Origin of the sequence: Neptuniibacter sp. QD48_55 (genome assembly GCF_047778115.1) — a bacterium.
In the GTDB taxonomy this organism is placed as follows: domain Bacteria; phylum Pseudomonadota; class Gammaproteobacteria; order Pseudomonadales; family Balneatricaceae; genus Neptuniibacter.
Window position 1 is genome coordinate 3,506,937 of the sequence record NZ_CP180555.1, and the last position, 16,627, is coordinate 3,523,563.

Annotated in this window: 17 protein-coding genes; 3 read left to right on the forward strand and 14 right to left on the reverse strand. The window is 45.9% G+C overall.

Annotated features, from left to right (window positions below):
- Positions 1-24 precede the first annotated feature (24 nt).
- Positions 25-798 (reverse strand): sulfate transporter CysZ, encoded by a 774-nt coding sequence (gene cysZ / locus ACMXYW_RS16520; RefSeq protein ID WP_415904743.1) that lies wholly within the window; start codon positions 796-798, stop codon positions 25-27.
- 9 nt (positions 799-807) lie between these two features.
- The gene (locus ACMXYW_RS16525) at positions 808-1,032 is read right to left on the reverse strand and encodes a hypothetical protein (protein WP_415882917.1); all 225 of its coding nucleotides are present in this window, start codon (positions 1,030-1,032) and stop codon (positions 808-810) included.
- A 208-nt stretch (positions 1,033-1,240) separates the two neighbouring features.
- On the opposite strand from ACMXYW_RS16525, the gene ACMXYW_RS16530 reads away from it, so the two are divergent.
- Positions 1,241-2,179: an NADP-dependent oxidoreductase gene (locus ACMXYW_RS16530; RefSeq protein WP_415904744.1), complete on the forward strand. Its 939-nt coding sequence runs from the start codon at positions 1,241-1,243 to the stop codon at positions 2,177-2,179.
- A 61-nt stretch (positions 2,180-2,240) separates the two neighbouring features.
- On the opposite strand, the gene ACMXYW_RS16535 is transcribed toward ACMXYW_RS16530, so the two are convergent.
- From ACMXYW_RS16535 to ACMXYW_RS16590, 12 genes are all read right to left on the reverse strand, one after another.
- On the reverse strand, positions 2,241-2,507 hold the full coding sequence (locus ACMXYW_RS16535) for a Txe/YoeB family addiction module toxin (protein WP_415904745.1): 267 nt from the start codon (positions 2,505-2,507) through the stop codon (positions 2,241-2,243).
- On the reverse strand, positions 2,500-2,754 hold the full coding sequence (locus tag ACMXYW_RS16540) for a type II toxin-antitoxin system Phd/YefM family antitoxin (RefSeq protein WP_415904746.1): 255 nt from the start codon (positions 2,752-2,754) through the stop codon (positions 2,500-2,502). Before ACMXYW_RS16540 ends, ACMXYW_RS16535 begins: the two co-directional genes overlap by 8 nt.
- A gap of 140 nt (positions 2,755-2,894) precedes the next feature.
- A complete protein-coding gene (locus ACMXYW_RS16545; protein ID WP_415904747.1) occupies positions 2,895-3,665 on the reverse strand; it encodes a hypothetical protein in 771 nt (256 codons plus the stop codon).
- 13 nt (positions 3,666-3,678) lie between these two features.
- Positions 3,679-8,397, reverse strand: a complete 4,719-nt coding sequence (locus ACMXYW_RS16550) for a response regulator (RefSeq protein WP_415904748.1) — start codon at positions 8,395-8,397, stop codon at positions 3,679-3,681.
- A 21-nt stretch (positions 8,398-8,418) separates the two neighbouring features.
- Entirely contained in the window at positions 8,419-10,536 is a 2,118-nt protein-coding gene (locus ACMXYW_RS16555) for a methyl-accepting chemotaxis protein (protein WP_415904749.1), read from the reverse strand.
- A 16-nt stretch (positions 10,537-10,552) separates the two neighbouring features.
- Positions 10,553-11,032 (reverse strand): chemotaxis protein CheW, encoded by a 480-nt coding sequence (locus ACMXYW_RS16560; protein WP_415904750.1) that lies wholly within the window; start codon positions 11,030-11,032, stop codon positions 10,553-10,555.
- Positions 11,033-11,042: 10 nt separating this feature from the next.
- A complete protein-coding gene (locus ACMXYW_RS16565; protein WP_415882925.1) occupies positions 11,043-11,402 on the reverse strand; it encodes a response regulator in 360 nt (119 codons plus the stop codon).
- Positions 11,403-11,419: 17 nt separating this feature from the next.
- Complete coding sequence (locus ACMXYW_RS16570; RefSeq protein WP_415904751.1) at positions 11,420-12,226, reverse strand: response regulator; 807 nt, start codon at positions 12,224-12,226, stop codon at positions 11,420-11,422.
- Positions 12,227-12,656: 430 nt separating this feature from the next.
- Positions 12,657-13,085 carry a hypothetical protein gene (locus ACMXYW_RS16575; RefSeq protein WP_415904752.1) on the reverse strand — a complete coding sequence of 143 codons (429 nt, stop codon included), beginning with the start codon at positions 13,083-13,085 and terminating at the stop codon, positions 12,657-12,659.
- Positions 13,085-13,354 carry a hypothetical protein gene (locus ACMXYW_RS16580; RefSeq protein ID WP_415899584.1) on the reverse strand — a complete coding sequence of 90 codons (270 nt, stop codon included), beginning with the start codon at positions 13,352-13,354 and terminating at the stop codon, positions 13,085-13,087. The genes ACMXYW_RS16575 and ACMXYW_RS16580 overlap by 1 nt, the downstream gene beginning before the upstream one ends.
- Positions 13,355-13,357: 3 nt before the next feature.
- Positions 13,358-13,954 (reverse strand): YjaG family protein, encoded by a 597-nt coding sequence (locus ACMXYW_RS16585; protein ID WP_415904753.1) that lies wholly within the window; start codon positions 13,952-13,954, stop codon positions 13,358-13,360.
- Positions 13,955-14,024: 70 nt separating this feature from the next.
- A complete protein-coding gene (locus ACMXYW_RS16590; protein ID WP_415904754.1) occupies positions 14,025-15,107 on the reverse strand; it encodes a TRAP transporter substrate-binding protein in 1,083 nt (360 codons plus the stop codon).
- A 143-nt stretch (positions 15,108-15,250) separates the two neighbouring features.
- On the opposite strand from ACMXYW_RS16590, the gene ACMXYW_RS16595 reads away from it, so the two are divergent.
- The gene (locus ACMXYW_RS16595; RefSeq protein WP_415904755.1) at positions 15,251-16,144 is read left to right on the forward strand and encodes an SIS domain-containing protein; all 894 of its coding nucleotides are present in this window, start codon (positions 15,251-15,253) and stop codon (positions 16,142-16,144) included.
- Between the two features lie 284 nt (positions 16,145-16,428).
- The gene (locus ACMXYW_RS16600) at positions 16,429-16,626 is read left to right on the forward strand and encodes a PA3496 family putative envelope integrity protein (protein WP_415904756.1); all 198 of its coding nucleotides are present in this window, start codon (positions 16,429-16,431) and stop codon (positions 16,624-16,626) included.
- The last annotated feature ends 1 nt before the right edge of the window (position 16,627 follow it).

Below are 16,627 nucleotides of genomic sequence, written 5' to 3' on the forward strand. Positions count from 1 at the left end.
GCTCAAAGCAGGCCGTTTTTTTATTTACGATTCCAGACGTTTTTGGTCCAGATCGATCTCAGTTGTTGAGTGGGCCTCGACCCAGTAGATGGTTGCACCAACTACCGCAGCAGGCATAAGGATCAAGTTCAATAATGGCACCAACATACCAAGTTGAATCAAGCCACCAAAACCGATTGACGTTAGGCGATCAGATTTCAACATCAGCTTCATATTCTTGAAGCTAACTTTGTTGTTATCCATCGGATAGTCGCAGTACTGAATCGCCATCATCCAAGCGCCGAACAAGATCCACAAGAAAGGCGAGATCAGGTTAATCACCGGAATAAACGACAACACCAACAGAAACAAAACACGCGGCAGGTAATAAGCAAGCTTAGAAAGCTCGCGGCTAATCGCTCTTGGGATCAGCGCTACCACCTCTTTCCAACCATCGTCAGTGACTACATCACCACGTAGACGCTTCTCTACTTTCTCAGATAGGAAGCCATTAAAGGGCGCAGCAATGATATTGGCCACTATAGAGAAGCCGTAATAAACAAAGACAATAACTAACAAGGCCATCACTGGCCATAAAACGTAGTGCAGGAACTGCAACCACTCCCAATCAGGTAGAAACGTTGTAATTAAGCTATCGACCCAAGCGCCAAAGTTACTAAACAATAACCAAATCGCGGTTACAAACAGCACAATATTGGTTAGTAGTGGGACAAGTACAAAGGGACGAATCTCCGGGTCTGGCAACATCTGCAAGCCCCGTAAAACATAGCTTCCACCTCTTACTGGATTTCCTTTCATAATTACCTTTTAGTAAGTTAAAAATACAATTAATTTAATCGCCACAGCACCTATCATCATCATAAGACCGACACGGTTTACGTTAAATTCCCGCTTTGTCATGTCCATGGTAGGTTTCCAAAATTCCACCAGCGACTTAAAGTCTTTGGTGCGTCCAGCGTACATCGCTAGAGAAACCAAAAATACTAGCAAACCACCCCAAAATAAAAATTGCTCTAATATTGCCAGATACATCACATTCGCCTTTACTTATTGCCAGTAGAAAGTAACCCGTTTTATGCTTATGGCTCATTGATCAGATGACCTTTGAACCGAAAACGGTTCCCTAGCGTACCAAAAAACAATGTAGTCGGCTGCACTGCCTTGGTTGAGCAACTTATTTTTCCACCAGACCATAGCGCAGATTAACGACGCTAGTATTACGCAGCTGCTGGAGTAGTAAATGAAAGCGATACAAATTTCACAGTTTGGTTCCAACGACGTCTTAAAATATACCGAACTGGATAAACCTGAACTGAATTCAGGTGAAGTCCTCGTCAAAAACAAAGCCGCAGGCGTAAACCCGATCGATTGGAAAACCTGTTCTGGCGGCGGAGCAGCACCATTTATTGGCGATTTACCTTTTGTTCCGGGTTGGGAGTTTGCGGGCACGATTGAAGCCGTTGCCGATGATGTCAATGAATTTAGTGTCGGTGATCAAGTATTCGGTTTAATCCGCTTCCCTGAAGCAGCAAGCTGCTTTGCTGAGTATATTGCAGCTCCAGCAGATCAGATTAGCCTTCGCCCTGAAGGCCTACCAGTTGAAGCGGCAGCAGGTTTAGGTTTAGCAGGTCTAACTGCATGGCAGGCGCTATTTGATAAAGGCCACCTACAGGCATCCCAGCAAGTGGTGATTCTGGCAGGTGCTGGCGGTGTCGGTCACTTAGCGATTCAACTAGCGAAATGGATGGGCGCGCGCGTTGCAACGACTGCATCGGCTAAAAACCATGAGTTCTTGAAATCACTCGGCGCAGATCTAGTGATCGATTACCACAACGACAAAATCACCGATCATATCGACAACGTCGATCTGGTTATTGATGGTATGGGCGGTGAGATCGGTATCGAAGCGCTTAACTGCGTGAAGCCTGGCGGTACTCTAGTAACACTGCCATCAGTGACCAAGGATAAGGTTATCGCGGCGGGTAAAGCGATGAAGGTGAAAGTGGAGCCTATCCGTGTAGAAGCGAATAGCGAACAGCTAGATCGCTTAGCAGGCCTTTATGCCGACCGTAAGCTGCAGCTACAACTAGCAGATACTTATCCGATTGAAAACGTCGGCGATGCTTTTGATGCCAGCAGATCTGGTAGAACTCAAGGTAAGTTAGTTCTTACTATCTGAATACACCTAACAGTGGTGCAATAGGTTTCACTATTGCACCCTGCTCACTAATCGTCAAAGTCTAATAATGATAACGACAAGAGATGATCGTGATAGCTTGATCATCAACGGCGTAAACAAGCCTGTTTGTATCATCAATCCTGCGAGACCAAAAACCTGCTAGATTTTCCTTTAGAGGCTCAGGCTTACCTATGCCCTCAAAAGGCGAACGCTTAGAGTCTATGATGAGCTTATTGATACGTTTAAGTGTTTTTCTATCTTGGGTTTGCCAATAGAGATAATCCCCCCAAGCTTCATCGGTCCATGATAAAAGTCTTGGATTACTCATCAATCAACTCACGCTCCTTAGTCTGACTCGCTCGATACTGTGCAATTGACCGATCTAAGTGTTCAGCATTTTTAGGGGAACGCAGAAGGTGAACAGTCTCCATTAAGCTGTTGTAGTAATCTAATGACATGACCACCGCATCTTCGGAATCCCTCCGAGTAATAACAGTTGTATCCGCATCATTAACCACACCGTCCAAAACAGCCTTCAAGCCATTACGCGCTTCGGTGAAGGAAACAATTTTCATAAAGCATTACCTGTACAATTAATAGTACAAGTATAGGAAAGACATTCTGTAATGTACAGAAAGTTGAACATGTATGGGCTGATCTGAACAAGGGGCAATAACTTAGTTATTACCCCCTGATGGCTAACTTTCAATAACTATTAAAAGCTCAAGCCCTGATACACATACATCGCGGTCACTTTATCCATACTGGTAGTGATCTTTTCTGCAGACCTCACCACTAAGGCCAAACGACCTTTATCAGATGCTGTATCTGATAGGCCTTTAAAGCGTTTGAAGTCGCGTTGGATTTTGTTTAATTCAGCTTTGATCTGAGCGTTATTAAGCGGGTCGCCTTCTAGTTCTGACCTGTTCTGTTCAAATAGCTGCAGCGAGCTGATAAAGGCTTCGCTGTATTCATCTTGAAAGCCCCATGCACGAAGTGCGTAGTGGCTAGTAACTCGTTGGGCCAACATACGGACAAAACCCGCTGTGCTGATTACTTTACCGAAGCGACTGTCGTTATTTTCAACGATCTCCATTGTGACCGCGCTCCACTGTTGCAGTAGCAGCTCGGTTGCTTGTCGTACTTCGGTTGCCTTCTCACGTGATGGCTTTGCAAGGTAGAGCGGCTTAACCACTTCCCATTGTTCAACTGCACGCTTTAAAGCTTGTTTCTCTGCATCCGTTTTGGCGTAATCCAAAATCAGTTTTTGAGTTTCTTCATAATCGTCGATCGATTCAGCTAACTCTTGCTCTGCCTTGCGGCCACGCACAGACAAACCAATAAGCATATAGTCCTTCAGCATCTGCTGAGTCAGCATACTCTGGTGAGACGCTGTATTTATGGCATGCTCAATCGAGGTAATCTCAGCAGCACTGTGACCACTGAGAAAGAGAAAACTCATCAAAACATAACGAATTAAACGCATCAGATACTCCTTTTTAGACGCAAGCTTCAGCTAATAAGCTCTCCACCTGATCTAACAAATGGTTTTCTGACCATGGTTTGGTCAGATACACATCGACTCCTGCATCCGTTGCCTCTAATCTATGTTTATCCGTCGATCGTGAGGTGATCATTATCACTGGGATATGAGCCGTTTCTTCACGGTTTTTCAAGATGGTCGATAATTCAACGCCTCCCATTCGAGGCATCTCCATATCGGTTAGAATCAAATCGGGCTGGAGCTTACGCACCTGATTCAATGCATCCAAACCGTCTATCGCCGTCATCACTTCATAGCCTGTGTCTTTCAACAGGGTCTCAAGGGATTTCCGCGCACTCAAAGAATCATCCACTACCAGCAGGCGTGGAAGTTCTATATCTATTTCATTGTCTAGTAGCACAGGCTGGTCAGACAAGGTGGTTCGTTGATGGCGAATACGGGCGGGTAAGTCGACGATTGGCGCCGCTTCACCGTTGGCAAGAATAGTTAGGCCCGGAATACCCGGCAAATCCGGTACATATTCGCCCATCTGTTTAAAGGCCAGTTCTCGGTGAGCGATGATCTCTTTCACCAAAACAGCCACGCGCTCACCTTGGGCCATATTAACGATCAGTACAGGGTGTACTGCACCTGGTTCAAGATAGAGATGCTTGCGTTGATGCAGAAGATTTTCCAGCATAAACACTGGGTAACTCTCACCCTCGTGGATAAAGCACAGCTCTTCTTCTGTCTCTTGGAACTTACCATCCAACGAGATTAAGCTTTGCTCAACACCATGCCCTGCCAATGCAAATACCTGCTTACCGCAGCGAACCAATAAGGTTTTAACCATCAATGAGCTGGCCGGCATCGCCAAGGTAAAGGAGGTACCTTCGCCTGCAGAGGATTGAATATCTAAAGTACCCTGTAGACGCAGGATCTGCTGATACACTACATCCATACCAATGCCACGACCCGACAACTGGCTGATCTGATCGCGGGTGGAGAAACCTGGAATCAAGATAAGTCGGTAAACATCATCCGAGCTCAGTGGTAGATCCGGCTCGATCAATTTCTTCTCGTGGGCCACTGCTAATACGCGCTGGGTATTTATGCCATCACCGTCATCTGTACAACTTACTTCGATCTGACCGTCATGAAGACTGAAGCCGAGGGTAATCGTACCCTGCTCTCGCTTCCCTCGTTGACGCCTTAAACCTGTACTTTCTAAACCATGATCGACCGCATTTCGAATGATATGCATCAGCGGGTCAGCTAGCTGGTTCAAGATATTGCTATCCACCAGCGTATCTTCACCTTGAATAATTAAACGCGCTTCTTTACCGGTAGAACGGCACACCTGACGCAAGATACGTTGTAAACGTGAAGAGATCGTACTGACTTCGACTTGTCGTGTACTTAAGACATTGTCGAGGGTCTCTTTCTGCAAGCTGGATTGCGCGATATGCAGTGTACTCAAGCTATGGATATGTCCTTCCATCTCCTGAGTAACCTCACGCACGTCGGCTACAGCCTCTTGCACACGTGAGATTGTCGTGTGCATTTCGTTATAGCGGTCCATTTCGAGTGGATCGAAGTCATCCGCGTTTTCATCCAGATGAGGCTGTAAATTCATCTGTTCGCTGAACTGTTGTTCCAATTCAAAGAGGACACGCTGCAAGTTACGGTGGCGCTCACGGTTCGTTCGAGTAAAGCCGCGTAGCTGAGTCACCTCTTCATCAAGCTGGGCGTTCAACGTGCTTGATTCACCCGCCAAACGGAACAGTGTATCCAATACGGTACGCGGTACTCGGAAGACCTGATTCTCTTCTCGAGCGGAGTCTGCTTTAGGAGCCTCTGTTTCACTCGTTTGAGTGTTTTCAGCCAGATCAGCAGAATCATCAGCACTTGCAACCGCCGGTTCTACAGCGGTACGTTCTTGTTCTTTATCAAGAGCGTCCACACCTTCTGTTTTAAGGCGGTAATCCCAATCCATCATCAACTGAAGCGTCGAAAGCGCATTATCAGGCGCATTTCCGCCTGCGGTGATGGCCTCTGCCATTGCTGCTAGACAATCAGACGCCTCAAACAGATCATCCTTCAAACTACCTGTAGGTAGCTGATCCTGATCCGCTAAGAATTCTAATACATCCTCTAGACGGTGAGCCAAGTTAGCCAAACCCTTGATACCCGCCATATTGGCGAGGCCTTTCAAGGTATGCACAGCACGTTGGGCACTGCGCAATGCTGGTTTGTGCTCCTGATCCAACAGCTGCTGGATACTGTCTAAGTATTCATCCGACAGCGTGGGTAGTTCGTTGTGCAGCATATCCGATAACTGACGATCAATTTCCCCGGATTCATGCAACTCAACGTCTTCCGGTTTCGCTTCCTCACGTACCAGATCTTCGCTGGTCTGCAGCGAAGCTAGCGCGAATAGATCGGTAATGTATTTAGTTTCGTCAGCCGTAGGCTTGCAAGGTAGGGATTCATGACTGAAAGCTGTTAACAGTGCTTGTTGATGCTCTGCAGCTCCGAGATCAGAGAAGTAATCCAGTAAGCAGTTAAGGGCGTTATAAACTGCGTTAATTTTGTCTTCTAGTAGCGGAATCTGATGCTGCTGTAGATAACTTAAGTTCGCAATTAAACCTTCAACCAGCACTTTGGCGCCGTTGAGGTTAATAGTCTGGAGCGCACGAATAACCGTTTCTAGACCATCGATGCTCTCTTCTAGCGTTGATGGCTCTATCTCCGTCTGCAGCCACTGATCGGATAGCTGCTGGACTGATTGCGACAGCATTGTGACTACCGCAGGGTCCACTTGAGCATTCCCCTGCTCCAACACGGTCTGGTCAATCTCGCAGAAAGTCGGTGGCTCAGGCAGAATCGCAATGCTTGGTTCATCGTCAGAAACCAGCGCGTCAACGGTGCCAGCTTGCTCATCAGATGGGTCGTTTGCGTTAATATCTGAGCGTAACCGCTCTAAATCTTGCGCCAGTAATGGTTTTAAGAACTCGGTGTCTTCAGCCAATACAGGCTCTGACCAGCTCGACTCAACCATCAAACTCAATACAGGTTCAATCTGTTGATCTTCAGCTGACCGTAATAGATTTCCTATCGCTTGATGTAGCTGCTCTGCTATCGCCTGCTCTGATAATTCGGGAACTTGCAGTAATAGCTCACCGTACAGCGCCAACATGTCGGTAATACCGGTCCAATCGGCCTCAGAGTAATCATCGATTAACTCGTAGTATGGATCAGAATGCAGCTCTTCAAAACGATCAAGGTCTTCACCCATCTTCTGTAGTAAGGGCAGTAAATCAGGTAATTGATGAGCAATATTGCTTTGTGGAACTGTCTTTAGAAGCGGAGGCAGATCCGCTTCAATCGGCTGCTCCAGCAATTCACTTTGTACGTCTTGATCCGAAGACAAACTGAGTTTCTGACAATCATCCATTAACAGATCGCGAAGGAAGCTACCGTCCTCTTCCGGTAACGGCTCAACCCATACTGAATCGCTCATAAGTGCCAGTAGTGAATCTATATTCTGCTCGCACGGCTGCTCTAACAGGCGAATAATAGCGCTATTGAGCTTGGTCGCGATTTGAGTGCCATCGAGTTCTTCTAGTTGCTGCAATAGTTCGCCATATAGGGCCAACATATCAGCGATACCGGTCCAATCCTCTTCGGAATAGCGATCGACTAAATCGTAGAACCGATCAGTATATTCGGATTCAAATAGGGTGATATCCGCCGCCATTTGGCGAAGCAATGACACAAGTTCTGGCAGACATTGCTCAGTAGATATCACAGATTCTATTTGATTATTCGCTGCTTCATATTCTGCTGCAGCGTCTTCTATATCAGCAGAGATAGCTTGTGCTGTATCACCCGCTAAGGTTTTACAATCACTCTGTAACAATTCGATCAGGAAGCTAGCATCTTCATCGGCAACGGGTTCTACCCAATCAGGAGCTTTCATCAATTCGAGTGCTGGCTCGATCTGCTGAGGATCTAGGCTCTGTAGAAGGTTTATCAGTGTTGAGCTTAACTGCGAAGCGATCTGGGTATCTTCCAGCTGGCCCAACTGCTGAAGTAGCTCGCCATATAGCGCCAACGTATCTGCCAGACCGGTTAAATCCTCTTCGGAGCAACGATCAATCAGATCATAGAGTTGGTCAGATTGTTCTTCAGCGAGATCGGGTAGTGCAGCAGCTATAGTCCCTAGCAGCTCAACCGACTCAACCGCGACCGGATGGTTAGGTGATTCTGAATCGGTCTCAGATGAATTCAACTCATCAACTTCTACAGTCTCCTCAAGCTGTTCAGCATCATTTACCTGTAATTGTGGTTGCAGTTGGCGACTATCACTCTGTAAAAGTTCGAGTAGGAAATCAGCGTCTTCTACAGCCACAGGCTCTGGCCAATCGTCACGTTGCAATAAAGTCACTAAGCCTAGCGCGACGTCCTCTGGCGATTTAGAAAACAAGCCCTGCAGTTCATCCGACATCTCTGTCATCACCGTTTCGGCTTGCTTTAGTTCAGTCTCATCCAAAGACTCCAACAGTTCAGCATACAACGCTAGAAAGTCAGATAGCCCGGTAAGGTTATGCTCACTGAACTGGTCGACATACTCATACAGCTCGACCACCAATTCCGTTAGAGGCAGCTCCATTTTCAGGCAAAGCTTCTGCTTCGCTGTCAGCCACTCGATGGCTAGTTTAGGATCAAACATTGATCTCTATCCCACCTATTCTCAGGATGAAGCGAGTTTAAATACACTAACTGACTTCTGAAGCTCGTCGGCCGCGTCTACCAGCTCATCGGATAGCTGAGCCTGCTGTTTCATTTCGGCGTTGGTCGCTTGAGTGGTTTCGTTAATGCTGTTTGCGCGGGTACGTAGCTCTTCCGCTACTTTCGCCTGTTTAACTGAACTGTGGGCGATACGTACTACGGAATCTACCAGCGTTTGAGTTGTGGCACGGGTTTCGTCCATACGCTCACCGGCTTCTTCCGCTAGGCGCGTGCCCTCGACTACGTCGGTGATTACGTTGTTGATTACGTTAATCGTATCCGATGTCTCAAGCTGGATATTGTTTACTAGGGATTCGATCTCGGAGGTCGCTTCACGGGAGTTCTCCGCCAGACGTTGTACCTCGTCTACTACCACCATCAAACCACGACCCGCTTCACCGGCTGACGCCGCATGCATACTCGCGTTAAGGGATAGTACGTGGGTACGTTCCGAGATGTTGTTGATCAGGTTGACGATACCACCGATCTCTTGAGAACGTTCGCCCAAACGTTTGATACGTTTTTCCGCCTCGTGGATGGTCTGGCGGATTTTATTGATACTGTCGATGGTCTGAGATACCGAGTCCATCGCCGTTTCAGAGGTCTTGATCGCTTTCTGAGATGCGTTGTTCGATAGTACCGCCAGTTTAGAGATCAATTCCATTGCACGGATTGCGGAGTCCAAACCGTTCAATGTTTCACTAATCTCCTCTTTCTCTCGTTCCGCATAGCTCAATACGGTTTCGGACTGAGATTTCACCTGAACCGATGCATTATTTACACGGGTAGATACACTGTTTACTTCCTGCAATACCGACTCGATCGATTCTACCAACTGGTTGATGGAGTCAGATACCGCACCGGTAACATCTTCTGCTACAGGTACTCGTACCGTTAGGTCTCGCTGGGAGATCTGGAATACGTTCTGGATCAAAGTAATGATCGAGCTGTTAAGACGTTGGTTCTCTTGTTCCTTAACTTGAAGGGCGTTCTCTTTCTCATCAAGCATGTTATCCAATACGCTCGAGAGCTGACCCAATTCGTCTTGCGTGTCCAAGCCGCTTCGCGCTTCCACATCGCCTTCACGTACTTTATCTACCGCATTCTGGATAGTTTTCAGTGGGTCGATCACACCGTATTTGATGATGGATAGGGAGATGGCCATCGCCACAATCATCAAACCGATAGAGATCAAGAAGTAGGTCGCCATCTCGGTTGTGTCATCTGCGATCAACAAGTCGTTTTGTACTTTGTAGCTTGCAGCTAGTTCTGTTACTTCATCAATTTTTGGAGACAGTTTGTCGATGATCTCTTGCAGGCTGGCAAACTGTGTTTGTTTACGTTCGATCGCTTCGGCTAATTCAGTTACCAATAACTCAATCTGCTCGATATTTCCTGAGGCAGATGCGCGGCTATCGGATAGAGATTTAACTTTGCTGGAGTCTAGGTGGGCCGTTTGAATCTGTCGTTTAATGGTGTATAGATCTGTTTTAATAATCTCTAAGTCAACATCTCGACCATCGGTAGCGATATATTCATCAATATCGGTTTGTACAACAGATAGCTGATCACGAACCCAGTTACGGTTAATCCATAAAACCAGTGGTTCAGTCTCGGAAATTAGAGTACGGATCTCTGCTGATAGGCCTTCATTCTTATTTACACCGATCTGGATTGCCGTTTCAGAAGCGTCATAGAATACGTCCTGATACTGATCCATAATGACTTGGAACTGCTCTACCAGCTGTTTGTCTTTGTCTGTTCGAAGGTAGGCTTTAAGGCTCAGGATATCTTTATCCAGCTTCGCCATTACATCGTTATAGATGGATAGACGATCCATCTCCTTCGATACCTGAAAACTCTTCTCTTGGAAACGAGCCTCGGCCACACTCTCCTGTATATCTCGTACAAGTAGCAAGAAGCTATTTAGGTTTTGAGAGCGTTGTTTTGCTTCCTCTTGCAGAACGATTGTCTGGTAGTAGGACGCACTCATAAAGAACAGACCGGCACAGAGCAATCCTAATACGATTGCGAACTTAATCGGTATCCTAATGTTCTTAAATTCCCAAAAAGACTGCATAGCTCACTCCGTACTTTTAAAACTGTTTCTTCAAGGCTAGGAACAACCGGTGATGATCAATTTCGACCCAGTGCCGATCTTGATGCTCATATACCTGTCCCGCTGCCTGACGGATAACATCAGGCAGATCCCCACATGCTTGATCCAGTAAAACTGGGTCCGTGATACTTTGAGGTGGTTGTGTCAATAAGACACCAACGGTCTTCGGATGATCATCGATCAGCAATACCCAAGATTGCGGGGCTGTGGTGCCATCTAAGATTTGTAGGTACCTATTCAGATCGTAAACAGGCACCGTTTCGCCACGGTGGTTCATAAATCCGGCGAACCAGTCTGGTGTAGATGGGATCGAACAAATTGAGGGCGCTTTCGCTACCTCTGCCCGGGTCAGTTCCGAGATAAGTAGTTGGTAACTACCGATCTCAAAACCATGCCGGATCTGGTGAATGCTAGGCTGATCATCCGCTTTTATATTTGTTGTTAGCTGAGCATCCATCGCTTATTTCTCAAGTTAACGCAGAAATTTGTGCCATTAGTTCTGCATCAGTGAAGGGCTTGGAAACCATGGCTGTCGCACCTTGTAGCTGCGCCCATACTTTATCAGCCTCTTCGTTTTTACTAGATACAATCACTACTGGAATATGTTTTGTTGCTTCATCAGACGTGATCTGACGACAGGCAGAGTAACCATCCATTTCTGGCATGACGATATCCATAAAAATCAGATCTGGATTTTCCGTCTTTGCCTTTTCAAGACCCTGCTTACCATCGTTGGCAGCGACTACTTCAACACCGCAAGAAGCCAATACTGTACAAATATGCTTCTGCTGAACTAGGTCATCTTCAACAACCAATACTTTTTTCACTGGATAGCTCCGTTTACTTACGCTTTCTGAAATTCATCAACCCAATTGGATACTCGGCCGATCACCTTCTGAAACTCTTCATGCACGATTGGCTTGGTCAGATAAGTGGAACAGCCCGACATAATTCCTTTCACCTCATCCATAGGTGAAGTCTTAGAGGTCAGCATTATGATTGGGGTTTTCTTTAAATCTGGACGTTTACGCATCTCTGTACAGGCTTCAAACCCGTCCATGCCGGGCATAACCACATCCAGAAAAATAAAGTCATAACTATGATCTGTTACATTCGCGAGTGCTTCTTCGCCAGAACCGGCAAAGTGCACGTTAACTGGTAGTGGTAACTGCTGTAACTCGGCATTTAATGCCTGTTGCATCACATCGTTATCATCCACTACCAATACCTGATAACTGGTTCGACCACTTTCAACTGCGGCACTTTCCTTAGGCTCAGGTGCAGTGTATTTACTGAAAGTATCTTCCTGTTGCTCCTGTTTAGCGGACTCAAGATCCATCTCTTCGTTTTCGCGCGTCATCTTATCTAAGGCACGCAAAACACGAGAGGAAACCAGAGGGTAACCAAGATGAGCATATTCCTCGTTTTCAGGCTTACCACGTCCGACCAAAATGATGCGGGCATGGTAACTTTGAGGAATTTCCGCTAATTCAGGGTATAGAGAGAGGTCAAATCCAAATACGAGCAACAGATCAGGAAGCTCAGAAAAATCGGGAGTCACCAACGTATAACGGGTCTGTTTAGACAGCTTGAAAATCTTTTCCAGCTTAACCCGCTGATCGTTAGGAAAACCTATTGAACCTATCAGCATATCAGCCCCATACCCTTACAGATGAAGTGGGATATGCTAAAAGTCGAGGGGGAGTCGGATGATCAATATCACCCAAATTATCAAAACTGCCCTGAGCTATCCCAGACGAACGCGGGATAATACACGACGGTTGTTTCATTAATGCTGCAGCCTCACAACTAACTCGCTGTGAACTACCATTGCAGTAACACATGACTTCCATAAGCTAGTACTAGCAACCCACAGCATAAAAAATGCAGTTGCCAGTCTCCATCTCTACTCTTGAATTTATTATTTTTATTAGTGACGTCTAAAAAAACGTCTGTCTATATACACTACAGATTTTATTAGACGAATAAAACCTCTGTGCGCTATCAGTGTGCGGGGCTTATGTTAGAACTATTTAAATTAAGATAGCAACTAAAAAAAACGGACCTTTTGGTCCGTTTCATTACTTTTCGCTGCAAAATAACTGCTGTTGTCGCATGAGAAGGCGACAACCTTCGCCTCTGACATCCCGACTCCAGCAGGCGTGGCGCGCCCATGACTTATCATCTTCGGTACGCTCTTCGCGGAATTCAGGTACATCCTTACAGAAGTTTTCACTTGGCGATGCATTTTTTAGACAAGCTTTTAAGAATTTGCCGTGTTTAATCGTACAACTAAACCCTGAGCATTGATTAAAGCTACTCAACGCTTCTTCTAAACAGGTTTGTTGGTCGGCCTTTTGACCTAACACCAGCCCTCTTTGCTGAAATTCGTTATTCTGATCAGCAAGCTCCTGATTCCAACCCGGCAACCACTTATCTTGTGTTAGCCAAGCCAAGAAAATACCCGCTACGAGCAGTAAAAGAATTCCCCAAATAATCTTTTTAACCATCAGGCTTCCTTACGTGGACGCCAAAGCAGTCCTTTCATACACATAAATACACCCACAACCGATAGCAACATGCCGCCATTCACTAGCAATGGGTGCCTCACTAATAAAGGTTTGAAAGGGTGTTCCTGCTCAAGATCACATTCAGCCAGATCATAGTTATATGACCCACCCAGATCTAAACACGCATCAACTGCACTTTGATCGACATAGAAAAGAACCATCAAAGCAACGGATGGCAAAATCAGAAGTATTAAACCAATTCGAAGCATGAACTATTCGCTATCACTAATGCCGAGATTACTGTAACCGTCGTTATGCGCTAGTTCACGTAGCTCTTGCAATGCATCACGACGTGGCAAGTCATCTTGAATGATCTCTAGGATATCCGCTTGGAAATCATCTTCTTGTACCATTAGGTCGTGTGTATTGATGAATCTAACCAGCTCATCATCAGAGATCTGATCATCCGCGTTTAGTTCAATAAACGTCGCCACCGACTCACGAGACATATTGGCAACAGTCAGAACTTCGCTGGCATCTGCAGCGATTACGGTGTTAAGTGTAGAGAATAGTGCAACAACCGCATCCAAAGCAGGAGACGCGCCGTACATGTCGAACTCATCCAGATCAGGCATATTTTCTTCTACCTTATCCAGTTGAACTTCGAAGTTCATTTTTGCGCCGGTATTGTTCAGATGATCCCAGACTGCATCCAGAATTTGACGCATTTTGCTGACATCACCAAACTCCATCAAACGAGCAAACAGAGCAAAATTAGGGAACATGCGTTCTGAGACAGCAGCGCAGTAGGCCGCTAACTGCCAATCTTTAAGATCGTAGAACTCTTTGTCAAAGCGCTGATCAGACATCTAATCCACCTGAACTATTGGAAAGTGTTTATTGTACCGGTTTTGCGGCTAATTGCAGTGAAATCTGTAGCTATTCTCGCGCCAGCATATAAGCGCGCTCTGAGATATCGTGCCAAGCCATCGCCTGCTGTCGAAAATTCTCAAAGGATTCGTAAATTTTGACTGCTCTAGGATCTTTTTCTAGCTCTTTTTGGATCACTTCATGCGAGACCACGCGTAGTTGTTCCAACACCTCTTCAGGAAATTGTCGTAACTCGACTTTATGCACCTTTAACAACACTTCTAAGGCACGGTGATTCTTCGCAGTTAGCTCTGCCAACATCTCTTGATTAGCCACTTTCATGGCGTTAGTCACTATCAATTGCAGATCTTTCGGCAACTGGTTCATCGCTTGCTTATTGACGATACATTCGATGGTTGTGCCGGGTTCATGCCAACCGGGGTAGTAGTAATATTTAGCCACTTTATAAAGACCCAATGCCACATCATTGTAGGGAGCAGCCCACTCAGCAGCCTCAATCTCACCCTGTTCCAATGCGCGAAATATCTCATCACCCGATAACAATACAGGCTCAGCTCCGAGACGTTTCACTACCTCCCCACCTAAACCGGGGATACGCATTTTAAGACCTTTAAAATCATCAATGCTGTTAATTTCGCGGTTAAACCAGCCACCCATCTGCACGCCGGTATTGCCACAAGCAGCAGGGATCAGGTCGTATTCTGCATAAAGCTCCTGCCAAAGCTCAAGACCTCTCCCTTGATACAACCAAGCATTCATCTCTTGCGCCGTCATGCCGAAAGGTACCGCCGCAAAAAACTGCCCAGCTCGCACTTTGTCTTGCCAATAAAATGCAGCGCCATGGCCCATTTCAGCTTCGCCTTGAGAGACCGTTTCAAATACTTCAGAAGGGGCGACCTTTTCATGGGCACCATAAACCGATATCTGGATACGGCCGCCACTCATTTCATTGATTAAGTTGGCGAGAAAATTAGCCCCCATGCCAAACCCCGGGAAGTTTTTAGGCCAAGTAGTGACCATACTCCAACGAAATTCGGGGATCAGTGCGGCATTGCTAACTTGAGGAGCAGTCGCTAACGCGGCGGCAATGGGCAGAGAACCTGCTTGCTGAATAAACTTACGACGTTTCACAGGGAAACCTTATTTATTTTTTAAACGAAAATAACATGCGATTTTTCACTCCGCAATTTACGACAAATGATGATCTGAGCGTCAGAAGGTTGTTATACTTAAAACTGTAGTATTAATTTATAAGTGCTAAGTGAGGTGTAGGGTTGAACTCGTTCAATCTGCTTAAGTCGATTGCGCAAGCGCGTGAAAACTTAAGGAAGTCAGAGCAAAAAGTTGCGGATTATGTTTTAGCTCACGCTAATGAAGTAATCCATATGCGTATTGTTGATCTAGCATCTGAAGCCAATGTCAGTGAACCAACCGTGGTTCGTTTTTGTCGTGCCCTTAGCTACGACGGCTTCCAAGACTTCAAACTTACCTTAGCTCAAGGCTTAGCCAGTAATAATCACTTCGAGCAATTTTCCCTAAACTCAAAAGACACTGTGACTGAGTTTAAGGAAAAGATCTTCGATTCCATGATTGGTAATTTGCTCAATATCAAAGAGCAATTAGATACCAACACAGTTGAACGCGCGATCGCTGCGCTAGCTAAGGCTCGTCGCGTCGAGTTCTATGGCTTTGGTGCATCGGCTCCTGTTTGTACTGACGCCGCGCATAAATTTCACCGTTTGAAGGTCTCCAGCACCTCTTATTCCGATCCGCACATGCAAGCTATCTCAGCGGTATCGCTTGATGATCGGGATGTCGTTGTGGCTATCTCTCAGACAGGTCGAACAAAAGACCTTTTGCATACGGTAAAACTGGTAAAAGAAACCGGCACAACCGTTATCGCACTCTGCCCAAGTGATACACCTCTAGCAGATCTTGCGAGCATTCCGATCCATATCGACCTAGAAGAAGATAAAGATCTAAGCACACTGATGTCATCCCGTGTACTCCATCTGGTTGTTATTGATGTACTCGCTGTTGGTGTAGCTATGAAGCTAGGACCTGGGCTGGTTGATCATCTCAAAACTATCAAACGTAGCCTCAGATCTTTGCGTCAAAACGACAAGCGCCCAAGCGCTCGTCCTACTGATGATGTGGACGAAGATTAAGCTATTTCTGTCACATTTGTGACATCTTCTCTTCACCCTTTTGCAACATAGGCTTTTTAATATTCCTTTCGGAATTCGCCGAAAACTGTTTGATATTTGTTCAGAGCTATTATAAAACAGGGATAAGGCTGTATTAAAAAGCGTGTTTGGTAGATATTTTTCTATTAAGCAACTTCACCAGAGCCCCTCATAGAGGAGCGAAGGATTTATGCCTTAAACAGCATAATGGATACTGCTTCGCTCGATGGGCCTTCTGACCGTTAAGATAAGATCAGGAGCTTACTATGCTGCATAAAACTGAAGACCTTAACGAAACCCAGGTTGAAGTATTCGATCTGCTAGTGGGTTTTGAAGAAGAAGAAAAACTTTCCCGCAAAAAACTCGCAACGCGCCGTGCGCTTAGAGCTCGCCGAGCCATCGAACAACGCCAAGAAGAAAAAGAACTCGCCTCTCACATCGACGAATGTTGGTTTGATGAGTAAC

Bases quoted from the DNA above. Each gene is read 5' to 3' on its own strand.
- ACMXYW_RS16530 (WP_415904744.1), top strand. From the start codon at position 1,241: ATGAAAGCGATACAAATTTCACAGTTTGGTTCCAACGACGTCTTAAAA.
- ACMXYW_RS16545 (WP_415904747.1), bottom strand. From the start codon at position 3,665: ATGCGTTTAATTCGTTATGTTTTGATGAGTTTTCTCTTTCTCAGTGGT.
- ACMXYW_RS16600 (WP_415904756.1), top strand. From the start codon at position 16,429: ATGCTGCATAAAACTGAAGACCTTAACGAAACCCAGGTTGAAGTATTC.
- ACMXYW_RS16555 (WP_415904749.1), bottom strand. From the start codon at position 10,536: ATGCAGTCTTTTTGGGAATTTAAGAACATTAGGATACCGATTAAGTTC.
- ACMXYW_RS16560 (WP_415904750.1), bottom strand. From the start codon at position 11,032: ATGGATGCTCAGCTAACAACAAATATAAAAGCGGATGATCAGCCTAGC.
- ACMXYW_RS16575 (WP_415904752.1), bottom strand. From the start codon at position 13,085: ATGGTTAAAAAGATTATTTGGGGAATTCTTTTACTGCTCGTAGCGGGT.
- cysZ (WP_415904743.1), bottom strand. From the start codon at position 798: ATGAAAGGAAATCCAGTAAGAGGTGGAAGCTATGTTTTACGGGGCTTG.
- ACMXYW_RS16585 (WP_415904753.1), bottom strand. From the start codon at position 13,954: ATGTCTGATCAGCGCTTTGACAAAGAGTTCTACGATCTTAAAGATTGG.
- ACMXYW_RS16580 (WP_415899584.1), bottom strand. From the start codon at position 13,354: ATGCTTCGAATTGGTTTAATACTTCTGATTTTGCCATCCGTTGCTTTG.
- ACMXYW_RS16525 (WP_415882917.1), bottom strand. From the start codon at position 1,032: ATGTATCTGGCAATATTAGAGCAATTTTTATTTTGGGGTGGTTTGCTA.
- ACMXYW_RS16570 (WP_415904751.1), bottom strand. From the start codon at position 12,226: ATGCTGATAGGTTCAATAGGTTTTCCTAACGATCAGCGGGTTAAGCTG.
- ACMXYW_RS16540 (WP_415904746.1), bottom strand. From the start codon at position 2,754: ATGAAAATTGTTTCCTTCACCGAAGCGCGTAATGGCTTGAAGGCTGTT.
- ACMXYW_RS16535 (WP_415904745.1), bottom strand. From the start codon at position 2,507: ATGAGTAATCCAAGACTTTTATCATGGACCGATGAAGCTTGGGGGGAT.
- ACMXYW_RS16550 (WP_415904748.1), bottom strand. From the start codon at position 8,397: ATGTTTGATCCTAAACTAGCCATCGAGTGGCTGACAGCGAAGCAGAAG.